Here is a 17,117-nt window from a genome sequence, read left to right on the forward strand (position 1 = left end):
AGCGCCCGATGCCATCGCGCCACTCGCCCGTGCGATCGGACACCGGATCACCCAGATCGTAATCGCCGGCACCGGCATGGGTATCGACAAAAGCCCAAGGCTTGTCCTTGCGGCTGAGCGCAGTCAGCAGCCCGGTGACCAGGACATGCTTGAACACATCGGCGAAGTTGCCGGCGTGGTAGTGGTGGCGGTAGTGCATAAAACTGAAGTAGAGGTCATGTCAGGCCGCAAGCGCGGGCTGACATGATCCCACGATGACACTTGCTTAGGCGTATCTGACTCCCGGGCAGTTGGGGTGGGTGCACCCACCCAACCCACTTAGGCCGACGATGTAGTTGAGATCGAACACCAGTCCGTAGAGCAGTGCGTCCGCCTGTGAAAAACCGTTCTTCAAAGCGCTCGCGACAATTGCCATACGCGTGCCGTTGATTTCACTGGCCGTAAGCTCGCATAGCATCAGAGCCTTCTGAACATCGACATTCGTATTCATGAGTATCGCAACCGCGGCACTGACAGTATCCAGATGATTAGTGCCGATCAGAACACCTCTGATCGGACCATCTGGCCTTGGGTATTGCTGAGGACGTGATAGGTCATTCTTCCCAACGACGAGATCGAATCGAACCGATAGCTTGGCTATCTGAGGAAGCAGAACGCCCGTTCCGACGATCGCCGCGACCAGATTCTTCTGGTTTCCATTAACGATGCGTAGCGAATCCAACCAGTACCGAACATCTGTATCAGCTTGGATTACGGCCAGATCCTGCGGGGTCATCGACATTTCTTAACTCCTGCGGTCATTGCTGCGATCGAGCGACATGAATATCCGGCCACATGGCCTCCTTTACCAAAGGGTGCTCTGCATAAAACTCCTCTGAAAGCTTCCTCGACAGCTTCTTAGCGGCTTGGTCCATTGAGGACACACCAGGATCGAGGCGGAGCAGCTTCTGGCGTGCCACCTCGGAGCGAAGAAAGAATGGGCTAGTGCGCGGCATGGCGACATCGACTTCTCGATCAACCTCCGCCAGCAGGGCGTCTGCCTGTACCTTTCGCCCAAGCCCTGCCAAAGCGATGGCTTGCTCCTGCTTGACCCTGTCGATCTGAATGCTGTCGGGCGCAATCAATGTCGAGAGAGATTCGATGATATGCGCAGTCAACTGGTTCGCTTCTTCGTAGCGACGTTCGTAGTTGTAGATCTCGGCGAGATAGATCGATAGCCACGCCGAATGATCGGTGCCGTTCTCGTAATCAGCCCGAATGGCTGCTAAGGCAGCTTCCATAGCAGCGACGGCATCCGCAGTATCGCCATGCTGATACATCAGCTTGGCTTTCAGCAGTTGAATGTAGTTGGGCCAACCCGACCCGGGACGCAACCATTCGGAAGCGGCTTTTTCTGCGCTGCGCACATGGGTCTCCGCAGATTCGATCAGGCCCAGTTCGATCTCCACTATTGCCAGATTGCACAGCAGACCGATCGATGGGCGGGAAACCGTGCCTGCCGCCAAACTCTTTACTTCCGATGCCTGAGCCGATAGCAATGCCTTATGCGCAGCATGCAAGTCAGAAATCTCGAACAGTGCATTGCCCAGCAACCGTTCGACACCGAATCTGAAAAGCGGGTCTTCAGAGGCGTTCGTTTTCAATAACCGGCGAGCGGTCTGCACCGCCTTGTCATGCCGACCGAGATAGCCTTGGGCACGCAGCAGTTCCATCTGCAGGCGGTCGAACGCCAGGATCGACTCGGTATCTGGCGTCTTTACCCGTGCGGCCAGCCCTTCAAAAGCCGGCAGGTCATGAAGTAGCTGCCCGGAATTGAAGCTCAGCGTGATGCGCCGCACTGCAAGCGGAATCCGTTTCGGCGACGACTCACCAAACGTGCGAATGAGCAGCGTATCTGCCTCAGTCAACTGTTCTTGCGCTGCCTGGTCGTACTCAAGCGCGGCATAAGCCCCACCCAACGCAGCATGCAATTCTGCCTTCACCGCCGGATCGGACTCGAACTGTGACGGAACGCGAGCGACCGCTCGATCGACCAGCTCCTTGACCGACAGATCACGAACCTTTTTCACATCCTCATTGATACTCGCGAACATGCCGCCCGCCAGAAACTCCCCGACCGCGCGCGCTCTGGATGCTTCACTTTCCGCACGACTGGCTTCGGCCTCGGCAACCTCTCTGGCCTTGCGGGCGTCGACATACAGCCAAGCGCTGACGACGAAGCCGATGGTAAGCGCAGCGAACGCAGCCATCAGACCAACGCGGCGGGCCTTGATGCGCTCCAGCGCACGGGCAGTCCGTTCGGCTTTCTCTTTTGCCGCATGTTCCGCCTTGCGGGCCAGTCGACGAGCTTCGATCGCCCGCAGTCTGCGGGCCAGTTCACGCGGATCGGCGAGGCGTCGTTGCGCATCGCCATCGGCGGCGGCGTTGATGTCTTCGCGGAGGATTTCGTCGTCCACCGCCGCTTCCCAGCCGGCTTCGAGCCGGCGCGACAGATTGCCGGTGACGAACTGGTAGAGCATCACGCCGAGGGCGTAGATGTCGGCTTTGACCGTCGCCGGCTGGCCGGCCAGCACTTCCGGTGCAAGGTATAGCGGGGTGCCGCTGGATTCGCCCTGGTTCGGGTCCAGCACCTGGGTGAAGCCGAGCTTGGTGATCTGCAGGCGGGCCAGGTATTCGGAGTCGTACAGGCGGCTGCTGCCGAAATCGGCGAGGCGGATGGTCGGCTGGCCGTCGTTGTCGAGGACGACGAAGACGTTGGCCGGCTTCAGGTCCTTGTGCAGCACGCCGACGGCGTGAATGTCGGCCAGCGCTTCGGCGATCTGGGCGATCAGTTCCAGGCGGGCCGACAGCGGGATGCGCTCGACGCCACCGCGAGCGGTGAACCATTCCTGCAGGCTGCCGGCGGCACAGTATTCGGCTTCGATGAACCAGGGGGGCTCGTCGAAGTTCCAGTCCAGCAGATCGACGTAGCAGGCCTTGTCGCCCAGGCTTTCGTGCAGCAGGCGGTAGACGGTGACTTCCCGCTTCAGAGCCGATAGGCCATGCAGTTCGGTGGTGAACTTGAACACCCGCTGGGCGCGGGTCTTGGTGTGTTCGGCCAGCCAGCTGTCGCCCGAGCGGCCGAGGCGGCGGATCAGTTTCCAGTTCGGGCGCATCGGCGGTGCGTCGCCGGGCTGGAAGGCGAGTTTAGGCGGCGCGATGGTGACGGTGTGGTCCGACAACAGTTGGGCTTCGACATCGAAACGATAGCCGAAGCCGAATACCGTCTTGATCAGGGCCGCGCCATCGTCGCCGAGCACCTGACGCAGCTTGGCGACACAATTGCCGAGCACGGCTTCGCTGACGATGCGGCCAGCCCATAGCGCATCGATCAGATCATTCTTGGTGATCATTTCGCCGGGGTGGCGAAGCAGCAGCATCAGCAGGTTCAACGGCTTGGCTTCGATCTTCAGCAGTTCGCCGCGCAGGCGCAGTTCACGCCGGGTTTCGTCGAGTTCGAACCCACCAAAACGCCAGCGCGCGCTGTGCGGCGACGGACCCGACTCGTCGCCGAACTCTGGTGGTGCCTTTTTCGACATCCCCTGACCCTGTTTGCGAGCGTTTGGGCTCGTCTGATTTTTCTACTGCGATGGTGAAGCGGATGATGCCGATCAAGCTTGGCGTTTCCCGATGCCACGCCAGCCTTTAGGGCTGCAGAAAGTCTTTATTTCACTGCAACTGAGACGAGCATCACCTGTTCATCGATCTTCGCTGTGTGGGCTGTACTAAGCGAGGCTTGTAGCGGCCCGATCTGAGACTTGGCGCACAATCCAAGGGGACTACCAACCAGAACTCTTTTCGTATAAACCGCGCCCATCAGTGCCGAGTCCGGTTTCGCGCACTCAGGCCGGCATCATCGGACGACGAAGGCCGATCAGCTCCAGCAGCGCATCGCGACGCAGGACGACGATGCCCAGACAGCAGACCCAGACCAGGCAGGCCATCGCGAACAGCTGACCACCATCGAAGCTGCCATCGGCATTGCGCACCGATACCCCGAGCGGCGTGAACAGATGGAAGAAGATCGCGCCGCTGATCACGCCCAGGCCGAGCAATGCGCCGAGGCCCTGGATGCGCGGCCGGGCGGTCAAGGTGCCGAACAGGATCAGGCTCGATGCAACCAATTCGGCAGAGCCGACGACATAGGCGCTGAACAGGCCACCCGGCGCGAACAGGCCGGGGAAGCCGAGGCTGGCGGCCCAGGGATCGAGCTTCTCTTCGAAGATGTAGATGGTTTCGACGTTGCGGGCGAACTTGAAGAACAGCGATTGCACGAACACGAAGCAGACGAACAGCGCCGGCAGCTTGATCGCGTGTTTCCTGATGAAGTCCATGAGCAGGCTCCTGTGGCAGCGATGGGCCGCAAGGGCCGGATGCAGACAGCTTGCGCGTCGGCAGCAAGCGCGGCCAGTGGCCTGCGTACAGGCTTTGCTACCGATCGTTCACGCGGATGGTTCGGCCGAGCGCAGCCCGGTCAGAACCAGCGTTCACCGCGCTTCATGTCGGCGCGCCAGAGCTTCAGCAATTCGATGAAGCTGATCGTCGCTGCGCCGTTCGCCGCATTCGCTTCACCGATTTCGATCGCCAGCTTCCACTGCGCGATCATCGCCTTCCAGCCGTCGAGCAGCGGCGTGCCCGGATGGTAGATGTGGGCCGATTCGGCGGTGACGCCATTCATCTCCATCACCTTGATACCGCGTCCTTCGCGCAAGGCCTCGTCATCCGGGCAACGGAGATCGATACGGCCGAAGTGATAGCCGGGCACGGCATCGACGATCGCGGTCATCGCCAGTCGCAATGGCTCGGTCTTGAACTGATGGCCGTCGAGAAACAGCGAGCCGCGGCAGTGGGCGCCGATCTCGACCAGCGGCACGACGACATCAGTGGCCGGAACTTCATCGAGCCTTGCGGCAAAGCGCTCGAACAAGCCGGGAGCGATCAGCCGTGCGCGCGGATCATCGAGAATCAGTTCGCCGAGCGAGCGGTGACCATCGCCAGTCACGGTCGGAAAGCACTTGTTGACGATCGACAGCAGCTCGACTCGCGCGGTCTTCGGATCGCGATAGACGAAGACGCCGAACTCGGCGCCGCTGATGTGCCGTTGAAGAACGACATCATCGAGCACAGCGGCGAGATAATCGGCCGCCTGTTCCTCGTTGCGAATCACGGCGACACCACGGCCGCGCTGGCCGATATCCGGTTTCAGCACGATCGGATAACCCGGCCCTGCTTCGACGAAGCCACGCAGCGCTTCGATACGTTCGGCCAGAGGCTGGGCGACCGGCAGCATCGTGAATTCGGCGACGTAGTCCGGTGCGTTGGCCAGCAGCGGTCGCAGCGCGTCCTGCTTGGTTTCGCCGATGATGCCGCTGGCCTTCAGACATGGATTCGCTGCCGTCACCGCCATGAACGGCGTGGCGCGCGCCGAGCGGGCAAAGATGTAGGCGACGATCGGCGGATAGAACGCCCAGGCCGGCCAGAATTCCCAACGGCCGAGTCGCGACAGCTTGATGCCGAGCCGATCGCGGAGGGTCGTTTGAAAGCCTGCAGATGCGACCTGCTCGGCCGCCGGACTGATCATCGAGGGCGACTTCATCAAGAAGCCTTGTGTTCGCGCTCGTAGCGAATCGTCGCCGCCGCCTTGCCGACACTCTCGGGCAAGGTCAAACCCTGCGGCTTGAGCACCAGACGCAGCAGCGCGTAGTGGTGAACGGCGTGGCCGGCGACAAACAGCAGTTCGCGCAAGGGCGTCGAGCCACTGACGAAGCGGTCATCGCCCGTCACACCGCCATCGAACGCCACAGCGAGCGTTTCCGGCCAGGGACGATCAAGTCTTTTCTTCAGGCCTTCGGCAAGCCGTTCGCAACGCGCCTTGGCAATCGCCGGATCACGCTCGACACTACGATCCCGGCCACGGTTGTCGTAGTCGACGACGCCTTGATCGATGCCGGCGAGCAGCACTTCGTAGTGCTCGATGATGTGGCGCAGATGGGGGCCGATCTGCTCCTCGAAACGCAGGCCCGCACGCTCGGCGATTTCGGCGATGCCGGCGCCCTGATGCAGCATGTCGATGGCATAGACCACGGCACGGCCGAGGGGATCACGCGCGTGCATGCGGACCTCCGAGCGGTGCCAGAGACGTGGGCTGGCAGCGGTTCAGCGCCAGGGTCCAGGTGACATCGGCATTCTCGCGGTACATCAACATTGCATAGGTAACGGCGAATCCGATCGTCGGCGCCAAGCCTGGCGCCAGTGTCAGCAAAATACTCGGCGTGCCGATGAACAGATGCACGCTGATCAGCAGGGTGTAGGTCAAGGTCAGGCTGCCGGTGATCGACAGCGCAGCACCGCGCTTCGGCGTGCTGGGCAGCCAGAACAGCGTGCGCATCAGCACCACGCAGCTCATGGTGATGATCACGCTCATCATCCAGTGCGTGAGGCCGATCACGGCCGCGTGCGGCCAGCCGACATGGCGATTCACGAAGAACGCCCAAAGGCCGTAGACCATCGCACCCAGGACTGCGCCCAGAGGGCTGTCCATAAGGCGATAAAGGCCTCCCAGAAAACGGTCTCGCATCCGTGACAACTCCGCACGAGCGCCCTGTGCGCCGTTATGAACAACTTTGCCGCCAAGGACGCAGCACGGGCTATACCCGGGAGGTCCGATTTCATGCTCGATCCTGCCTGCGGCTCCGATTGCCACGCCTGATGGCTTTGATCGGAGCGCGCAAAACACTGGCGGATTTGCTGATAAGCGGGCGTTATTTGAACAATATTCTAACGTGACAATGCCAACGTCCATGCTGGCTGCTCCGAAAGGTGCCGTCGATGACGATCCGCGCTACTTCTTGATCACGGTATCGAAGCTGGCATCGGCCTTCTTGATGTAGCCGGCCTTGTCCAGCTTCCACTTCTTGGAAACGTCTGCGTCGTAGTTCAGATAGAGCTTGCCGTCGACGATCGTCCACTGATCCGGCTCGATCTTCACCGCGTGGCCCTCGGCGATGCCATAGGCGCAGTAGCCGCCGTACTGCGGCGCGTACTTGGCCGGCTCGGCCTTGAACTTGTCGAGATGGTCCTGACTGGCGAACTGCCACTTCGCCCCCATCCATTCGTGGACGAACTGGTCGCTGCCCTTCACCGGCTTGCCGTCGATGAAGTAGGCCACCGGGTCATAACCGCGGATTGCAGTGTCGGTGCGCTTCGGATCGCTGAAGTAGCCGCCGCCTTCGCCGAAGGTATTGATCACCGGCGCGGCCAAAGCCGGGCCCACAGCGGCCAGGCTCAGCAGCAAGGTCCCGGCGAAACGTTTGATCGAATTCATGATGTTCACTCCTGAAAAATGCAGAACAAGGTCCGCTCTTGATGGACTGCATGATCCTCGTGCCTGACAGCAGCAGCCAGTTGGCGGCGTCCGGCTTTTGCTACCGATCGTTCATGACCCGCCAAGTTTAGATTGTATTCACTCTCTATCTTTCATATGGTGTCTGCTCACAGCGGCCCCAGCGGAGTGAGCACCATGACTGCGAACGCAGCGTTTGACCTGATCATCAACAACGGCCGTCATTTCGATGGCAGCGGCGCGCCGTCGGCGATCCGCCATCTCGGCATTCGTGACGGCTACTTGGTCGCAGTCTCGGCGGCACCGCTCGACGAGACCGGCTGCCCCGACGTCATCAATGCCGCGGGCCAGTGGGTGATGCCCGGCTTTCTCGACACCCACACGCACTACGACGCCGAACTGCTCGCCGGCCCGGGCCTGACGGAGAGCGTGCGTCACGGCGTGACCACGGTGACCTTCGGCTCCTGCTCGATCGGCATGGTCTGCTCCGATGCCGAGGACTGTTCGGACCTGTTCACTCGCGTCGAATCGATCCCGCGCGAGCAGGTGCTGCCGCTCTTGAAGCGGACCAAGACCTGGAACACGCCGCGCGGCTACGTCGCCCATCTCGAACAGATGCCGCTGGGCCCGAACGTCACCGCGTTTCTCGGTCACTCGGATCTGCGGGTGTCGGTGATGGGTCTGTCGCGGGCTGTCGACAAGCAGGTGCAGCCGACTGCCGCCGAGATGCAGCGGATGGAAGCGGTGCTCGAGGAAGGCCTGGATGTCGGCCTGCTCGGCCTGTCGACGATGACCACCAAGTGGGACAAGCTCGACGGTGACCGCGAGCGCAGCAAAAGCCTGCCGACCACCTATGCGAAGTGGCGCGAATACGCGCAGCTGAATCGCATCCTCAGACGGCGCGGCCGCATTCACCAGGGCGCGCCGGACATCGTCACCAAGATCAACATGTTCGCGTTTCTGTTCGCCAGTTTCGGCTGGTTCCGCAAACCGCTGAAGACGACCTTGATCACCTTGATGGATGTGAAATCGAACGGTCTGCTGCATAGAGTGGTCGGCAAGCTCGCCCACTTCTGCAACCGCTTTCTCGGTGCCGATTTCCGCTGGCAGGCGCTGCCCTGCCCGTTCGAGGTGCATGCCGATGGCATCGATCTGGTCATCTTCGAAGAGTTCGGTGCCGGCGAAGCGGCGCTGCATCTGGCCGACGAAATCGAGCGCAACAAGCTGCTGCAGGATGAAAGCTACCGCCGCTGGTTCCGCAAGAACTACGAATCGAAGCTGACGCCCAGAGTCTGGCATCGCGATTTCCACGATGCGGCGATCGTCGGCTGCCCGGATGCCAGCGTCGTCGGCAAGAGCTTCGGCGAGGTGGCCGACGCCCGCGGCATCCATCCGGTCGATGCCTTTCTCGATCTGGTGGTCGCCCATGGCAAGGCGCTGCGCTGGAAGACCACGATCGGCAACTACCGCAAGCACCGGCTCGAAGCGATCGTCCAGGAAAAGGGCGCGATCCTGTCGTTCTCCGACGCCGGTGCCCACATCCGCAACATGGCGTTCTACAACTTCCCGCTGCGCATGCTGAAGCTGGTCAACGATGCGCAAGCCGAAGGCCGGGCCTTCATGAGTCTGGAAATGGCGGTCTGGCGGCTCAGCGGCGAGCTCGGCGACTGGTTCGGCATCGACGCCGGACATCTGCGCCTCGGAGATCGCGCCGATATCGCCATCATCAATCCGCGCGGACTCGACGACAGCCTCGCCGCCTACGCCGAAGCACCGATGCCGGAATTCGGCGGCGTGGCGCGCATGGTCAATCGCAACGATGCTGCGGTGACGGCAACCATCATCAACGGCCGTGTGGCTTACCGGCAGACGACGTTCGCGCCGGACTTCGGCAACGAACCTGGGTATGGCCGCTTCCTGCGGGCCGGCGAGATTCCGGCGCGTGCGGTGGACGCCCGTCCTGCATTCGCCCGCGCCGCCTGAGATGCAGGACCACACCAAGATCGCGGCGATCCCGGCCCGCCGCAGCCAGGCCGAGCGCCGGGCTGGCACCACGCGGCGGCTGCTCGATGCCGCCACGGCGGCCTTGATCGAGGTGGGCTATTACCGGACCACGGTGCAGGACATCTGCAGCCGCGCCGGGCTGTCGCAGGGCGCGCTGTTCCGGCATTACGCGACCCGGCTGCAGTTGCTGATCGCGGTGGCCGAGGACGTCGAACGCGGTCTGCGTGAGTTGTATCGGAGCGATTTCCTGCGCCTGCGTGCCAGCCGCGAGGACGAACTGCGGCTGGCGCTCGACGTGCTGCGCGCCAATGTTCGCTCGCCGCTGCATCAAGCCTGGTTCGAGCTGCTGATCGCCGCTCGTACCGATACGGCGCTCCATGAAGCGCTGCTGCCGCTATGGCGCCGCCGCGCCACCGAGGATCAGGCGCTGGCCACATTGCTGCTGCCGGAAGCGGCTCGGGCGCTGCCGGATTTCGCGGTGATCGTCGACACCATGGTCACGCTGTTTCACGGCGAGGGCGTCGACCGCTTCCTGCGCCACGATGCCGCCGCCGAAGACCGTCGCCTCGAATGGCTGCTGACCCAGTTGCGGCCTTTGCTGAGCGGCGCGGCGCCGCTGTCCTGAAACCGAGCAACCCCTGCATTAATGCAGATATCTTGGGGTCTTTGAGTCACGCGACTTCCGGCGTCATTGATCTATCATCCAGGCAGAGTCTTGCTGTCATTTCGCGCGAGGCCGAACGCACCCCAGCCGGCACGCGCCTACCCGGATGAACAGACCGACTTTCAGCGTCAGAACCCGACTGATGACCCTTTGCCTGGGTCTGGTCGCGGTGTTGGGCGGCGCCAGTCTGGTGGTCGGTTCCGGGGTCCTGCGCGACCAGGAAGCAAGCGTCGCGTGGCAGCAGCAATTCGCGCGCTTCGAAACCATCTACGCCGCTCAACAGGCGATGGGTCTGGTGCGCCAGCACAGCGGTCAGCTGTATGCCGCCATCCTGAGCGCGAACCGGACGCAGCAGGCCCTCGCGAGAAAAGCTCAGCAGGAGGCCAAGGCGAGCTTCGACGGGGAGCTGCTCAAGCTGTCGGCAAGCGATCCGATCAGCGCCCGGCTGATCGAAACCGCGAGCGACGAGATCGATGGCTTGTCGGTGCGGGCCATCAATGCCGCAACCGCTGGCGGCGGGCAGGCAACACCGCTGCTTTCGGCCCTGCAGCAGCGCATCGATCTGATCGATGAAACCCTCCAATCCGCCAGCAAGCGCGAGCAGGCGCGCGCCGGGGACCTGCAGGCCGCCGAACACAGTCGGCTCAAGGACCTGGTGCGCCTGTCTGCCGCTGTCATCATCGGTGCCTGCCTGCTTGGCGTGCTGATGACGCTTGGCATCGTCCGCTCGGTGATCCGGCCGTTGCAGGCGACCACCAACGCCATCCGCCAGGTCAATGCCGGCGAAATCGACATCGATCTGCCGCCGATCCGCCCCGACGAGTTTGGCGACATGGCCGTGGCGCTGCGCCAGTTCCGCGATCAGGCCGAACGCCTGCGCCGGCTCGCCTACCAGGATCCGCTGACCGGCCTCGGCAACCGTGCCCGGCTCGAAGAGACGCTGCAGCGATCGATCGACCGCTCGCGGCAGACCCGCGAACCGGTGGCGCTGTTTTATGTCGATCTCGATAACTTCCGCGCCGTCAACGACAAGTTCGGCCACAAGGCCGGCGACCGCTATCTCTGCGAAGCAACCGCACGCCTGCACCGCTTCATGCCGCCCGGCGCGCTGCTGTGCCGGCACGGCGGCGACAAGTTCACGATCACCGTCGATGGCCTCGATGCCGGCAGCGCGCTCGAAACCCCGCTGCGCGAACAGGCCGATTGCCTGCTGCGCGGCCTCGCCGAAAGCTATCCGTTCGGCGATCACCTGCTGAACATGTCGGTGTCGATCGGCATTGCCGTGTTTCCCGGCGATGGCGAAACCGCCGAGCAGATCATCGCCAGCGCCGATGCAGCGATGTTCGTCGCCAAGAAGAACGGCCGCAACAACGCCCGTTTCGCCTCGGCGCAACTGACCGGCACCATGCGCCGGCAACTGGCCCTGGCCAGCGAGATTCGCCGTGGCCTGGAGCGGGACGAGTTCGAGCCGTTCTACCAGCCGGTGGTCGATGTCGAGAAGGGGCTGGTGGTCGGGGCCGAAGCCCTGCTGCGCTGGCGCCATCCCGAAAACGGCTTGATGCCGCCGAGCGAGTTCATCCAGGTCGCCGAAGATTCGGGCCTGATCAACCAGCTGGGTGAGCTGTGCCTGATCAAGGCGCACGAACAGGCGCAGATCTGGGCCGCCAAGAACCGTCGCCTTCGGGTGTCGGTAAACCTGTCGGTCCGCCAGGTGCACGATGGCCGCATCCTGCAACTGCTGCGCGGCTTCAGCAGCGCACCGGGCTCGCGCGAGCGGCTGATCGATTTCGAGCTGACCGAAAGTGCCCTGCTCGACTCCACCGAGTACAGCCACACGATGCTGACCGAGATCAAGCGCCTCGGCTTCCGCATCGGCCTCGACGACTTCGGCACCGGCTATTCCTCGTTCAGCTACCTGCAGCGGCTGCCGATCGACAAGATCAAGATCGATCGCCAGTTCGTGACGTCGATGGGCGCTTCCAAGCAGGCGCTGGCGATCGTTTCGGCGACGCTGACCTTGGCCCAGAATCTCGATCTCGGGGTGATCGCCGAAGGTGTGGAGAACACCGCACAGATGCGCCAGCTGCGCATTCTTGGCTGCAAGTTGCAGCAGGGCTTCTACTTCACGCGAGCCCTGCCGGCCGCCGATTTCGAAACCTGGGCCGTGGCCTTCGAGGAGAACGGCATGGATGCCCATGCCACCGCCGTGGCGGCGCGCGAACCGGTCACCGTCGGCATTCGCTAGCCCGCCAGCCGCGCCCGCGCCTCGTTGGCCACCAGCGCGGCACTGTCACCCGCGGCACGCTCCCAGATTCCTACCGCCTCGGCAGGCCGCAAGCGCACCAGCGCTTCATAGGCGGCCAGCCGGGTGCGCCTGCAGGGGTGGCTCTGTGCCAGATCGTTGAGCGTCTGGCAGGTGTCGTCATTACCGGCCTGCCCGGCCATGGTGATGATGTCGATCCGCCGCGAGGTTTCCGAAGGCGGTGCGAAGCCGCTGATCGTGCGGTGCTGCAGGTCGAAGTAGAACTGGTCGCGGCTGCGCAGTTCGGGCAGATCGGTCATCAGGCTCAAGGTGATGCTGAGATCCTCCGGCGGGAACTGGATATGCAGATCGCGGCTGGCGCGGTACAGCATGGCCCGGCCGGCCGAGAACTGGGTGCGCTCCAGAAAGCGCAGTTCGACCATCTCGCCGATGTAACCCTCGACCCGTTCGTAGTCGTACTCGTAGATCTCCGTGACATAGCCGGTGCCGAAGTAGGCAATGGTCATGAAATGGAAGTTGTGGTCGTGCGCGTGGTCGTAGGCGAGCTGATCCGGCAGCACCCGGCCGGCGGTGATGTCGGCAGTCGATGGCCAGACGTTGGCGCGCAGTCGGAAGTGGCCGTGCTGGCCGAGCGGAATCGCCTGTTCGAGGCCGGGCATCGAACCCTTGAAGCCGAGCTTCAGATACTGGTTCAGTGGCCGCACGATCAGCTCGCGATCATTGGTCAGTGCGCTGAGCATCGGCGCTGCGCTGGCGATGCTGTCGAGATCGCGCGGATCGATGCGGTTCTGTTCGAGGTGCTCGATGAACTCCTCGATGCTGGCGCTTTTCTGGGTTGCTGAGGTCAGCGTCATGGCCATGGCTCAGCGCTTCCGTACCGGCTGCTCAGCCTCGTCGATCACCTGCTTCGCCGCGTGACGCACCGTGGGATGCGGATCATCGAGTGCGGCCCGCAGCACCTTCTGCGCTTCCACGCGGCTCAGGCGCCCCAGGCTCTGGATCGCCGCCCAGCGTACGTTCTGGTTGGCATGCGCGGTCAGCGCCTTGATCGGCTCCAGCGACGACTGGTGGGCGAGACGGCCGAGCACATAGGCACCGACTCTCAGATTGGTCATCGCGGCATCGGCGTCATTGGCCTGCCAGGGGTGCAAGGTGCCCTTGCTGAACAGCCACTCCAGGGTCTGCACCGGCGCGGTCGCCAGCTTCAGCAACATCATCGGCCGCTCGACGCGGAAATCGGCCACATGACAATCGGCATCGATGGCAAGGATCTCGCCGGCTGCGAGCTTGAAGGGGCCGGCAGGCACCAGCTTCAGCGAAGGATCGAACACTGCGTTGTCGTAACCGGGCGGCAGATCGTAAAGCTCGCCGCTCAACGGCAGCCCACTCAGCGCCGTGATCAACAGATGTGAAGGCGAGCTGTGGATGTAGCGGTGCGGCTTGTCGATCAGCTGCAGCGACAAGGTCCACGCCGGCTCGCGCACCAGCACGATCTGCCGGGCCGACCAATCGCCGGCCCAGTGGCCGAATTGGGACGGATCACAGCTCAGCGCATGCAGCGTGTGATTGATCATCTGCCCGGCGAAGGTCGGATCGGCCAGACGACGGAACAGCGGCGTACAGGCCCAGAACGACTCGGGCTGGTCCGGTTTGTAGCGTTCGCGAACATGCTCTGCGAACGCAGCGATCATGGGCATCGGGACGATCATTGATGCGTAGAAGGCATCCGGGTTCGGGCGAAAAAGCCGCCTCGTAGTCACCGCATTTAAGCCGGTCCACTGGAGCGACGCCAGCAAACAGTTACATTTTCTTGATCTTGTGCAGCCAGATCATGAACCTTCGACGCTAAAACCCTGCCAAGTCCATCGTCAGCACCGTGTCGTCGAGGCTGTCGAGCAGCGCCGCCTGCGTCAAGGTCTTCGGCAATTCGTGGCGGAAGAACCAGCGGCAGGTCTGCAATTTGCCGGTGTAGAAAGCGGCATCAGCCGCCGAAGCCGAGGCCAACGCAAGCTGCGCGACGCAGGCCTGACGCAGCCACAGCCAGGCGATGACCGTGTGGCCGACCAGGTCCAGATAGCTGCTGGCATTGGCGAGGAACAGCTCTGTTTCGCCACGCTGGGCGACGGCCGCGAGCCGTTGCGTGGTCCCCGCGATACGGGCCACCGCGGCGGCCAGCGCCTGGGCATGCTCGGCCAAAGCCGTGATCTCGCCAGCCGCTTGAGCCGTCGCCACGATCCGCGACAGCAGCAGCTTCAGTGCTGCCCCGTTGTTCATCAGCGCCTTGCGGCCGAGCAGATCGAGCGCCTGGATGCCGTTGGTGCCTTCGTGGATCGGGTTCAGGCGGTTGTCGCGATACAGGCGTTCGACCGGATAGTCGCGCGTGTAGCCGTAGCCGCCGAGCACCTGGATCGCCAGCTTGTTCGCTTCCAGGCACCACTCGGACGGCCAGGCCTTGGCGATCGGCGTCAGGATGTCCAGCAGCAGCCCGGCTTCGGCACGCGCTTCGGCGGTCTCGGCCGTGGCCTGTTCGTCGATCAGGCTCGCGCAATACAGCCCGAGCGCCAGGCCACCTTCGACGTAAGCCTTCTGCGCCAGCAGCATTCGCCGCACGTCACTGTGCTCGATGATCGCCACCGGCTTCGACGCGGGATCGCGGTTCGAGGCCAGCCGCCCCTGCAGCCGGGTCTTCGCGTAGTCCAACGAATAGCGATAACCGGCGTAGCCGAGCATGGTCGCGCCCAAGCCAACGCCGATGCGCGCCTCGTTCATCATGTGGAACATGCAGGCCAGACCTTCGTTGGCGCGGCCGACCAGTTCGCCGTAGCAAGGCTCGCCGTCAACGTCGCCGAAATTCAGCGCGCAATTGGTGGTGCCGCGATAGCCCATCTTGTGATTCAGGCTGGCGAGATTCACGCCGTTGCGCGGACCGGGATTGCCATCCGCATCGAGCCGGTACTTGGGCACGATGAACAGCGAAATGCCCCTGGTGCCGGCGGGCGCGCCGTCGATCCGCGCCAGCAGCAGATGGACGATGTTGTCGGCCAGTTCGTGCTCGCCGCCGCTGATCCACATCTTGTTGCCGCTGATGCGATAGCGGCCGTCCGCTTCCGGCATGGCACGGGTGCGGATGTCGGCCAGCGAGGAGCCGGCCTGCGGCTCGGACAGGCACATGGTGCCGAAGTAGCGACCGGCCAGCATCGGCTGCAGATAGCGCGCTTTCTGTTCCGGCGAGCCATGCACGCGCAGCAGATTGGCCGCTGCCGTGGTCAGGAACGGATAGGCAGCGGTGCCGCAATTCGCACCGACGAACAAGCCGTTGACCGCCGAAGCGATCGTGTACGGCAACTGCAGGCCGCCGAGTTCGGCATCGAAGGAAGCGCTGAGAAAGCCGCCGTCGACATAGGCCGCAAGCGCCGCCTTGACCTCGGGAATCAGGGTCACGGTGTGACCATCGAAGCTCGGCTCGTGAGCATCGGCCTTGGCGGCATGCGGCAGGAACTGCTCCACGGCCAGGCGATGCGCGGCGTCGATCACCGCTTCGTAGCTGTCACGGTCGTGCATCGCATAGCGGCTGCGCGCACACAGCGCTTCGACATCGAGCAGTTCGTAGAGCAGGAACGACAGATCGCGGCGATTGATCAGCGGGGACATGGCATCGGCTCCCAGGGCCGGAATCGGCCCGAGCGAACGCTATGTCAGCCGGCCCGAAGCGGCAAGGCAAGGCGGCTCGCCCAATGCCGGCACGGGCTGCTCCGCTGCTGCTTTTGCCGCAGCGCAAGGCTATCCTTTGCGTCAACACTTGTACTCTCGGAACCCCCTGATGAACGCTCCCCTGCCTGCTTCCTCCGCGCCCGCCGTCGACGCCGCCGAACTCGAACTGTTCCGCGACAACGTCATCCGCTTCTTCGCGGAAAACGTCGAGCCGCATTACGAGCAGTGGGAGAAGGACGGCAAGTTCCCGGCCTCGCTGTATACGGACATGGGCGCCAACGGCCTGCTCTGCGTCGACATGCCGGAGCAGTACGGCGGTGCCGGCGCGCCATTCGAATTTTCGATGGTGGTGCTCGAAGAAGCCGCGCGCATGGGCTTCCTGGCGCTGGCCTCGAACCTGTCGGTGCATTCCGATATCGCAGCACCCTACATCCTTCACCTCGGCACTGAATTCCAGCGCCAGAAGTACCTACCGAAGATGGCCAGCGGCGAGTGCATCGGCGCCATCGGCATGAGCGAACCGGGTGCCGGCTCGGACCTGCAGGGCATCAAGACCAGCGCCCTGCCGGACGGTGAAGGCGGCTACCTCATCAATGGCTCGAAGACCTTCATCACCAATGGCCAGCACGCCGGCGTCGTGGTCCTCGCGACCAAGACCGACCCGAAGTGGGGAGCCAAGGGCACCACGCTGTTCACCTTCGACACCGCCCTGCCCGGCTTCAAGCGCGGCCGCAATCTCGACAAGATCGGCCTGCACTCGGCCGACACCAGCGAACTGTTCTTCGACAACGTGAAGATCTCCGCCGATGAAGTGCTGGGCCGGGTCGGTGGCGGCTTCGGTCATCTGGTCGATGAACTGCCGCGCGAGCGCCTGGCCCTCGCCGTCACCGCCGTCGGCCACGCGCAGGGCGCGCTGGAAAAGACCATCAAGTACACGATGGAGCGCAAGGCCTTCGGCAACCCGATCGCCAGCTTCCAGAACACCCGTTTCGAACTCGCCAAGTGCAAGACCGATGTCGAAGTGCACCGCGCCTTCGTCGAGAAATGCAGCGCCCAGTACGCACTCGGCAAGCTCGACGTGCCGACCGCCGCAA

General features: G+C 63.3%; 15 protein-coding genes. 4 read left to right on the top strand and 11 right to left on the bottom strand.

The genetic code is table 11. The features are described from left to right. The 8 genes from rlmJ to Q0D45_RS15320 form a co-directional block, all read right to left on the bottom strand. A partial coding sequence (gene rlmJ, locus Q0D45_RS15285; protein WP_293394511.1) for a 23S rRNA (adenine(2030)-N(6))-methyltransferase RlmJ occupies positions 1-199 on the bottom strand: 199 nt, incomplete at its 3' end. Positions 200-265: 66 nt separating this feature from the next. Continuing rightward, positions 266-781: a hypothetical protein gene (locus tag Q0D45_RS15290; RefSeq protein ID WP_293394514.1), complete on the bottom strand. Its 516-nt coding sequence runs from the start codon at positions 779-781 to the stop codon at positions 266-268. Between the two features lie 16 nt (positions 782-797). After that, on the bottom strand, positions 798-3,578 hold the full coding sequence (locus Q0D45_RS15295) for a protein kinase (protein ID WP_293394518.1): 2,781 nt from the start codon (positions 3,576-3,578) through the stop codon (positions 798-800). Between the two features lie 303 nt (positions 3,579-3,881). Next, on the bottom strand, positions 3,882-4,373 hold the full coding sequence (locus Q0D45_RS15300; RefSeq protein WP_293394521.1) for a hypothetical protein: 492 nt from the start codon (positions 4,371-4,373) through the stop codon (positions 3,882-3,884). A gap of 140 nt (positions 4,374-4,513) precedes the next feature. Continuing rightward, entirely contained in the window at positions 4,514-5,620 is a 1,107-nt protein-coding gene (locus Q0D45_RS15305) for a hypothetical protein (RefSeq protein WP_293394524.1), read from the bottom strand. Positions 5,621-5,634: 14 nt separating this feature from the next. Continuing rightward, on the bottom strand, positions 5,635-6,153 hold the full coding sequence (locus Q0D45_RS15310) for a hypothetical protein (RefSeq protein ID WP_293394527.1): 519 nt from the start codon (positions 6,151-6,153) through the stop codon (positions 5,635-5,637). Then, the gene (locus Q0D45_RS15315; RefSeq protein ID WP_293394530.1) at positions 6,140-6,547 is read right to left on the bottom strand and encodes a hypothetical protein; all 408 of its coding nucleotides are present in this window, start codon (positions 6,545-6,547) and stop codon (positions 6,140-6,142) included. Before Q0D45_RS15315 ends, Q0D45_RS15310 begins: the two co-directional genes overlap by 14 nt. A 333-nt stretch (positions 6,548-6,880) precedes the next feature. After that, positions 6,881-7,363, bottom strand: a complete 483-nt coding sequence (locus Q0D45_RS15320) for a YHS domain-containing (seleno)protein (protein WP_293394533.1) — start codon at positions 7,361-7,363, stop codon at positions 6,881-6,883. Between the two features lie 195 nt (positions 7,364-7,558). Between Q0D45_RS15320 and Q0D45_RS15325 the strand changes: the two genes are divergently transcribed. The 3 genes from Q0D45_RS15325 to Q0D45_RS15335 all read left to right on the top strand — a co-directional run bounded on the left by Q0D45_RS15325 (position 7,559) and on the right by Q0D45_RS15335 (position 12,294). Then, on the top strand, positions 7,559-9,364 hold the full coding sequence (locus Q0D45_RS15325; protein WP_293394536.1) for an amidohydrolase family protein: 1,806 nt from the start codon (positions 7,559-7,561) through the stop codon (positions 9,362-9,364). 1 nt (position 9,365) lies between these two features. Beyond that, on the top strand, positions 9,366-10,010 hold the full coding sequence (locus tag Q0D45_RS15330; RefSeq protein WP_293394539.1) for a TetR/AcrR family transcriptional regulator: 645 nt from the start codon (positions 9,366-9,368) through the stop codon (positions 10,008-10,010). A 181-nt stretch (positions 10,011-10,191) separates the two neighbouring features. Then, complete coding sequence (locus tag Q0D45_RS15335) at positions 10,192-12,294, top strand: EAL domain-containing protein (RefSeq protein ID WP_293394542.1); 2,103 nt, start codon at positions 10,192-10,194, stop codon at positions 12,292-12,294. Here the strand turns inward: Q0D45_RS15335 and Q0D45_RS15340 are convergent. The 3 genes from Q0D45_RS15340 to Q0D45_RS15350 all read right to left on the bottom strand — a co-directional run bounded on the left by Q0D45_RS15340 (position 12,291) and on the right by Q0D45_RS15350 (position 15,963). Beyond that, positions 12,291-13,166 carry a hypothetical protein gene (locus tag Q0D45_RS15340; RefSeq protein ID WP_293394545.1) on the bottom strand — a complete coding sequence of 292 codons (876 nt, stop codon included), beginning with the start codon at positions 13,164-13,166 and terminating at the stop codon, positions 12,291-12,293. The genes Q0D45_RS15335 and Q0D45_RS15340 overlap by 4 nt on opposite strands. A 9-nt stretch (positions 13,167-13,175) precedes the next feature. Next, complete coding sequence (locus tag Q0D45_RS15345) at positions 13,176-14,009, bottom strand: HEAT repeat domain-containing protein (RefSeq protein WP_293394548.1); 834 nt, start codon at positions 14,007-14,009, stop codon at positions 13,176-13,178. A 148-nt stretch (positions 14,010-14,157) separates the two neighbouring features. Continuing rightward, positions 14,158-15,963 (bottom strand): acyl-CoA dehydrogenase, encoded by a 1,806-nt coding sequence (locus Q0D45_RS15350; RefSeq protein WP_293394551.1) that lies wholly within the window; start codon positions 15,961-15,963, stop codon positions 14,158-14,160. A 169-nt stretch (positions 15,964-16,132) separates the two neighbouring features. Between Q0D45_RS15350 and Q0D45_RS15355 the strand changes: the two genes are divergently transcribed. After that, positions 16,133-17,117 (top strand): acyl-CoA dehydrogenase family protein (locus tag Q0D45_RS15355; protein ID WP_293394554.1); only part of this gene is annotated, 985 nt, incomplete at its 3' end.

This window comes from Nevskia sp. (assembly GCF_023266035.1).
Classification (GTDB): domain Bacteria; phylum Pseudomonadota; class Gammaproteobacteria; order Nevskiales; family Nevskiaceae; genus Nevskia.

Excerpts from the sequence above, each read along its gene's own strand:
- Q0D45_RS15290 (WP_293394514.1), bottom strand. The coding sequence starts at position 781 with ATGTCGATGACCCCGCAGGATCTGGCCGTAATCCAAGCTGATACAGAT.
- Q0D45_RS15295 (WP_293394518.1), bottom strand. The coding sequence starts at position 3,578 with ATGTCGAAAAAGGCACCACCAGAGTTCGGCGACGAGTCGGGTCCGTCG.
- Q0D45_RS15300 (WP_293394521.1), bottom strand. The coding sequence starts at position 4,373 with ATGGACTTCATCAGGAAACACGCGATCAAGCTGCCGGCGCTGTTCGTC.
- Q0D45_RS15305 (WP_293394524.1), bottom strand. The coding sequence starts at position 5,620 with ATGATCAGTCCGGCGGCCGAGCAGGTCGCATCTGCAGGCTTTCAAACG.
- Q0D45_RS15310 (WP_293394527.1), bottom strand. The coding sequence starts at position 6,153 with ATGCACGCGCGTGATCCCCTCGGCCGTGCCGTGGTCTATGCCATCGAC.
- Q0D45_RS15315 (WP_293394530.1), bottom strand. The coding sequence starts at position 6,547 with ATGGTCTACGGCCTTTGGGCGTTCTTCGTGAATCGCCATGTCGGCTGG.
- Q0D45_RS15320 (WP_293394533.1), bottom strand. The coding sequence starts at position 7,363 with ATGAATTCGATCAAACGTTTCGCCGGGACCTTGCTGCTGAGCCTGGCC.
- Q0D45_RS15325 (WP_293394536.1), top strand. The coding sequence starts at position 7,559 with ATGACTGCGAACGCAGCGTTTGACCTGATCATCAACAACGGCCGTCAT.
- Q0D45_RS15330 (WP_293394539.1), top strand. The coding sequence starts at position 9,366 with ATGCAGGACCACACCAAGATCGCGGCGATCCCGGCCCGCCGCAGCCAG.
- Q0D45_RS15335 (WP_293394542.1), top strand. The coding sequence starts at position 10,192 with ATGACCCTTTGCCTGGGTCTGGTCGCGGTGTTGGGCGGCGCCAGTCTG.
- Q0D45_RS15340 (WP_293394545.1), bottom strand. The coding sequence starts at position 13,166 with ATGACGCTGACCTCAGCAACCCAGAAAAGCGCCAGCATCGAGGAGTTC.
- Q0D45_RS15345 (WP_293394548.1), bottom strand. The coding sequence starts at position 14,009 with ATGCCCATGATCGCTGCGTTCGCAGAGCATGTTCGCGAACGCTACAAA.
- Q0D45_RS15350 (WP_293394551.1), bottom strand. The coding sequence starts at position 15,963 with ATGTCCCCGCTGATCAATCGCCGCGATCTGTCGTTCCTGCTCTACGAA.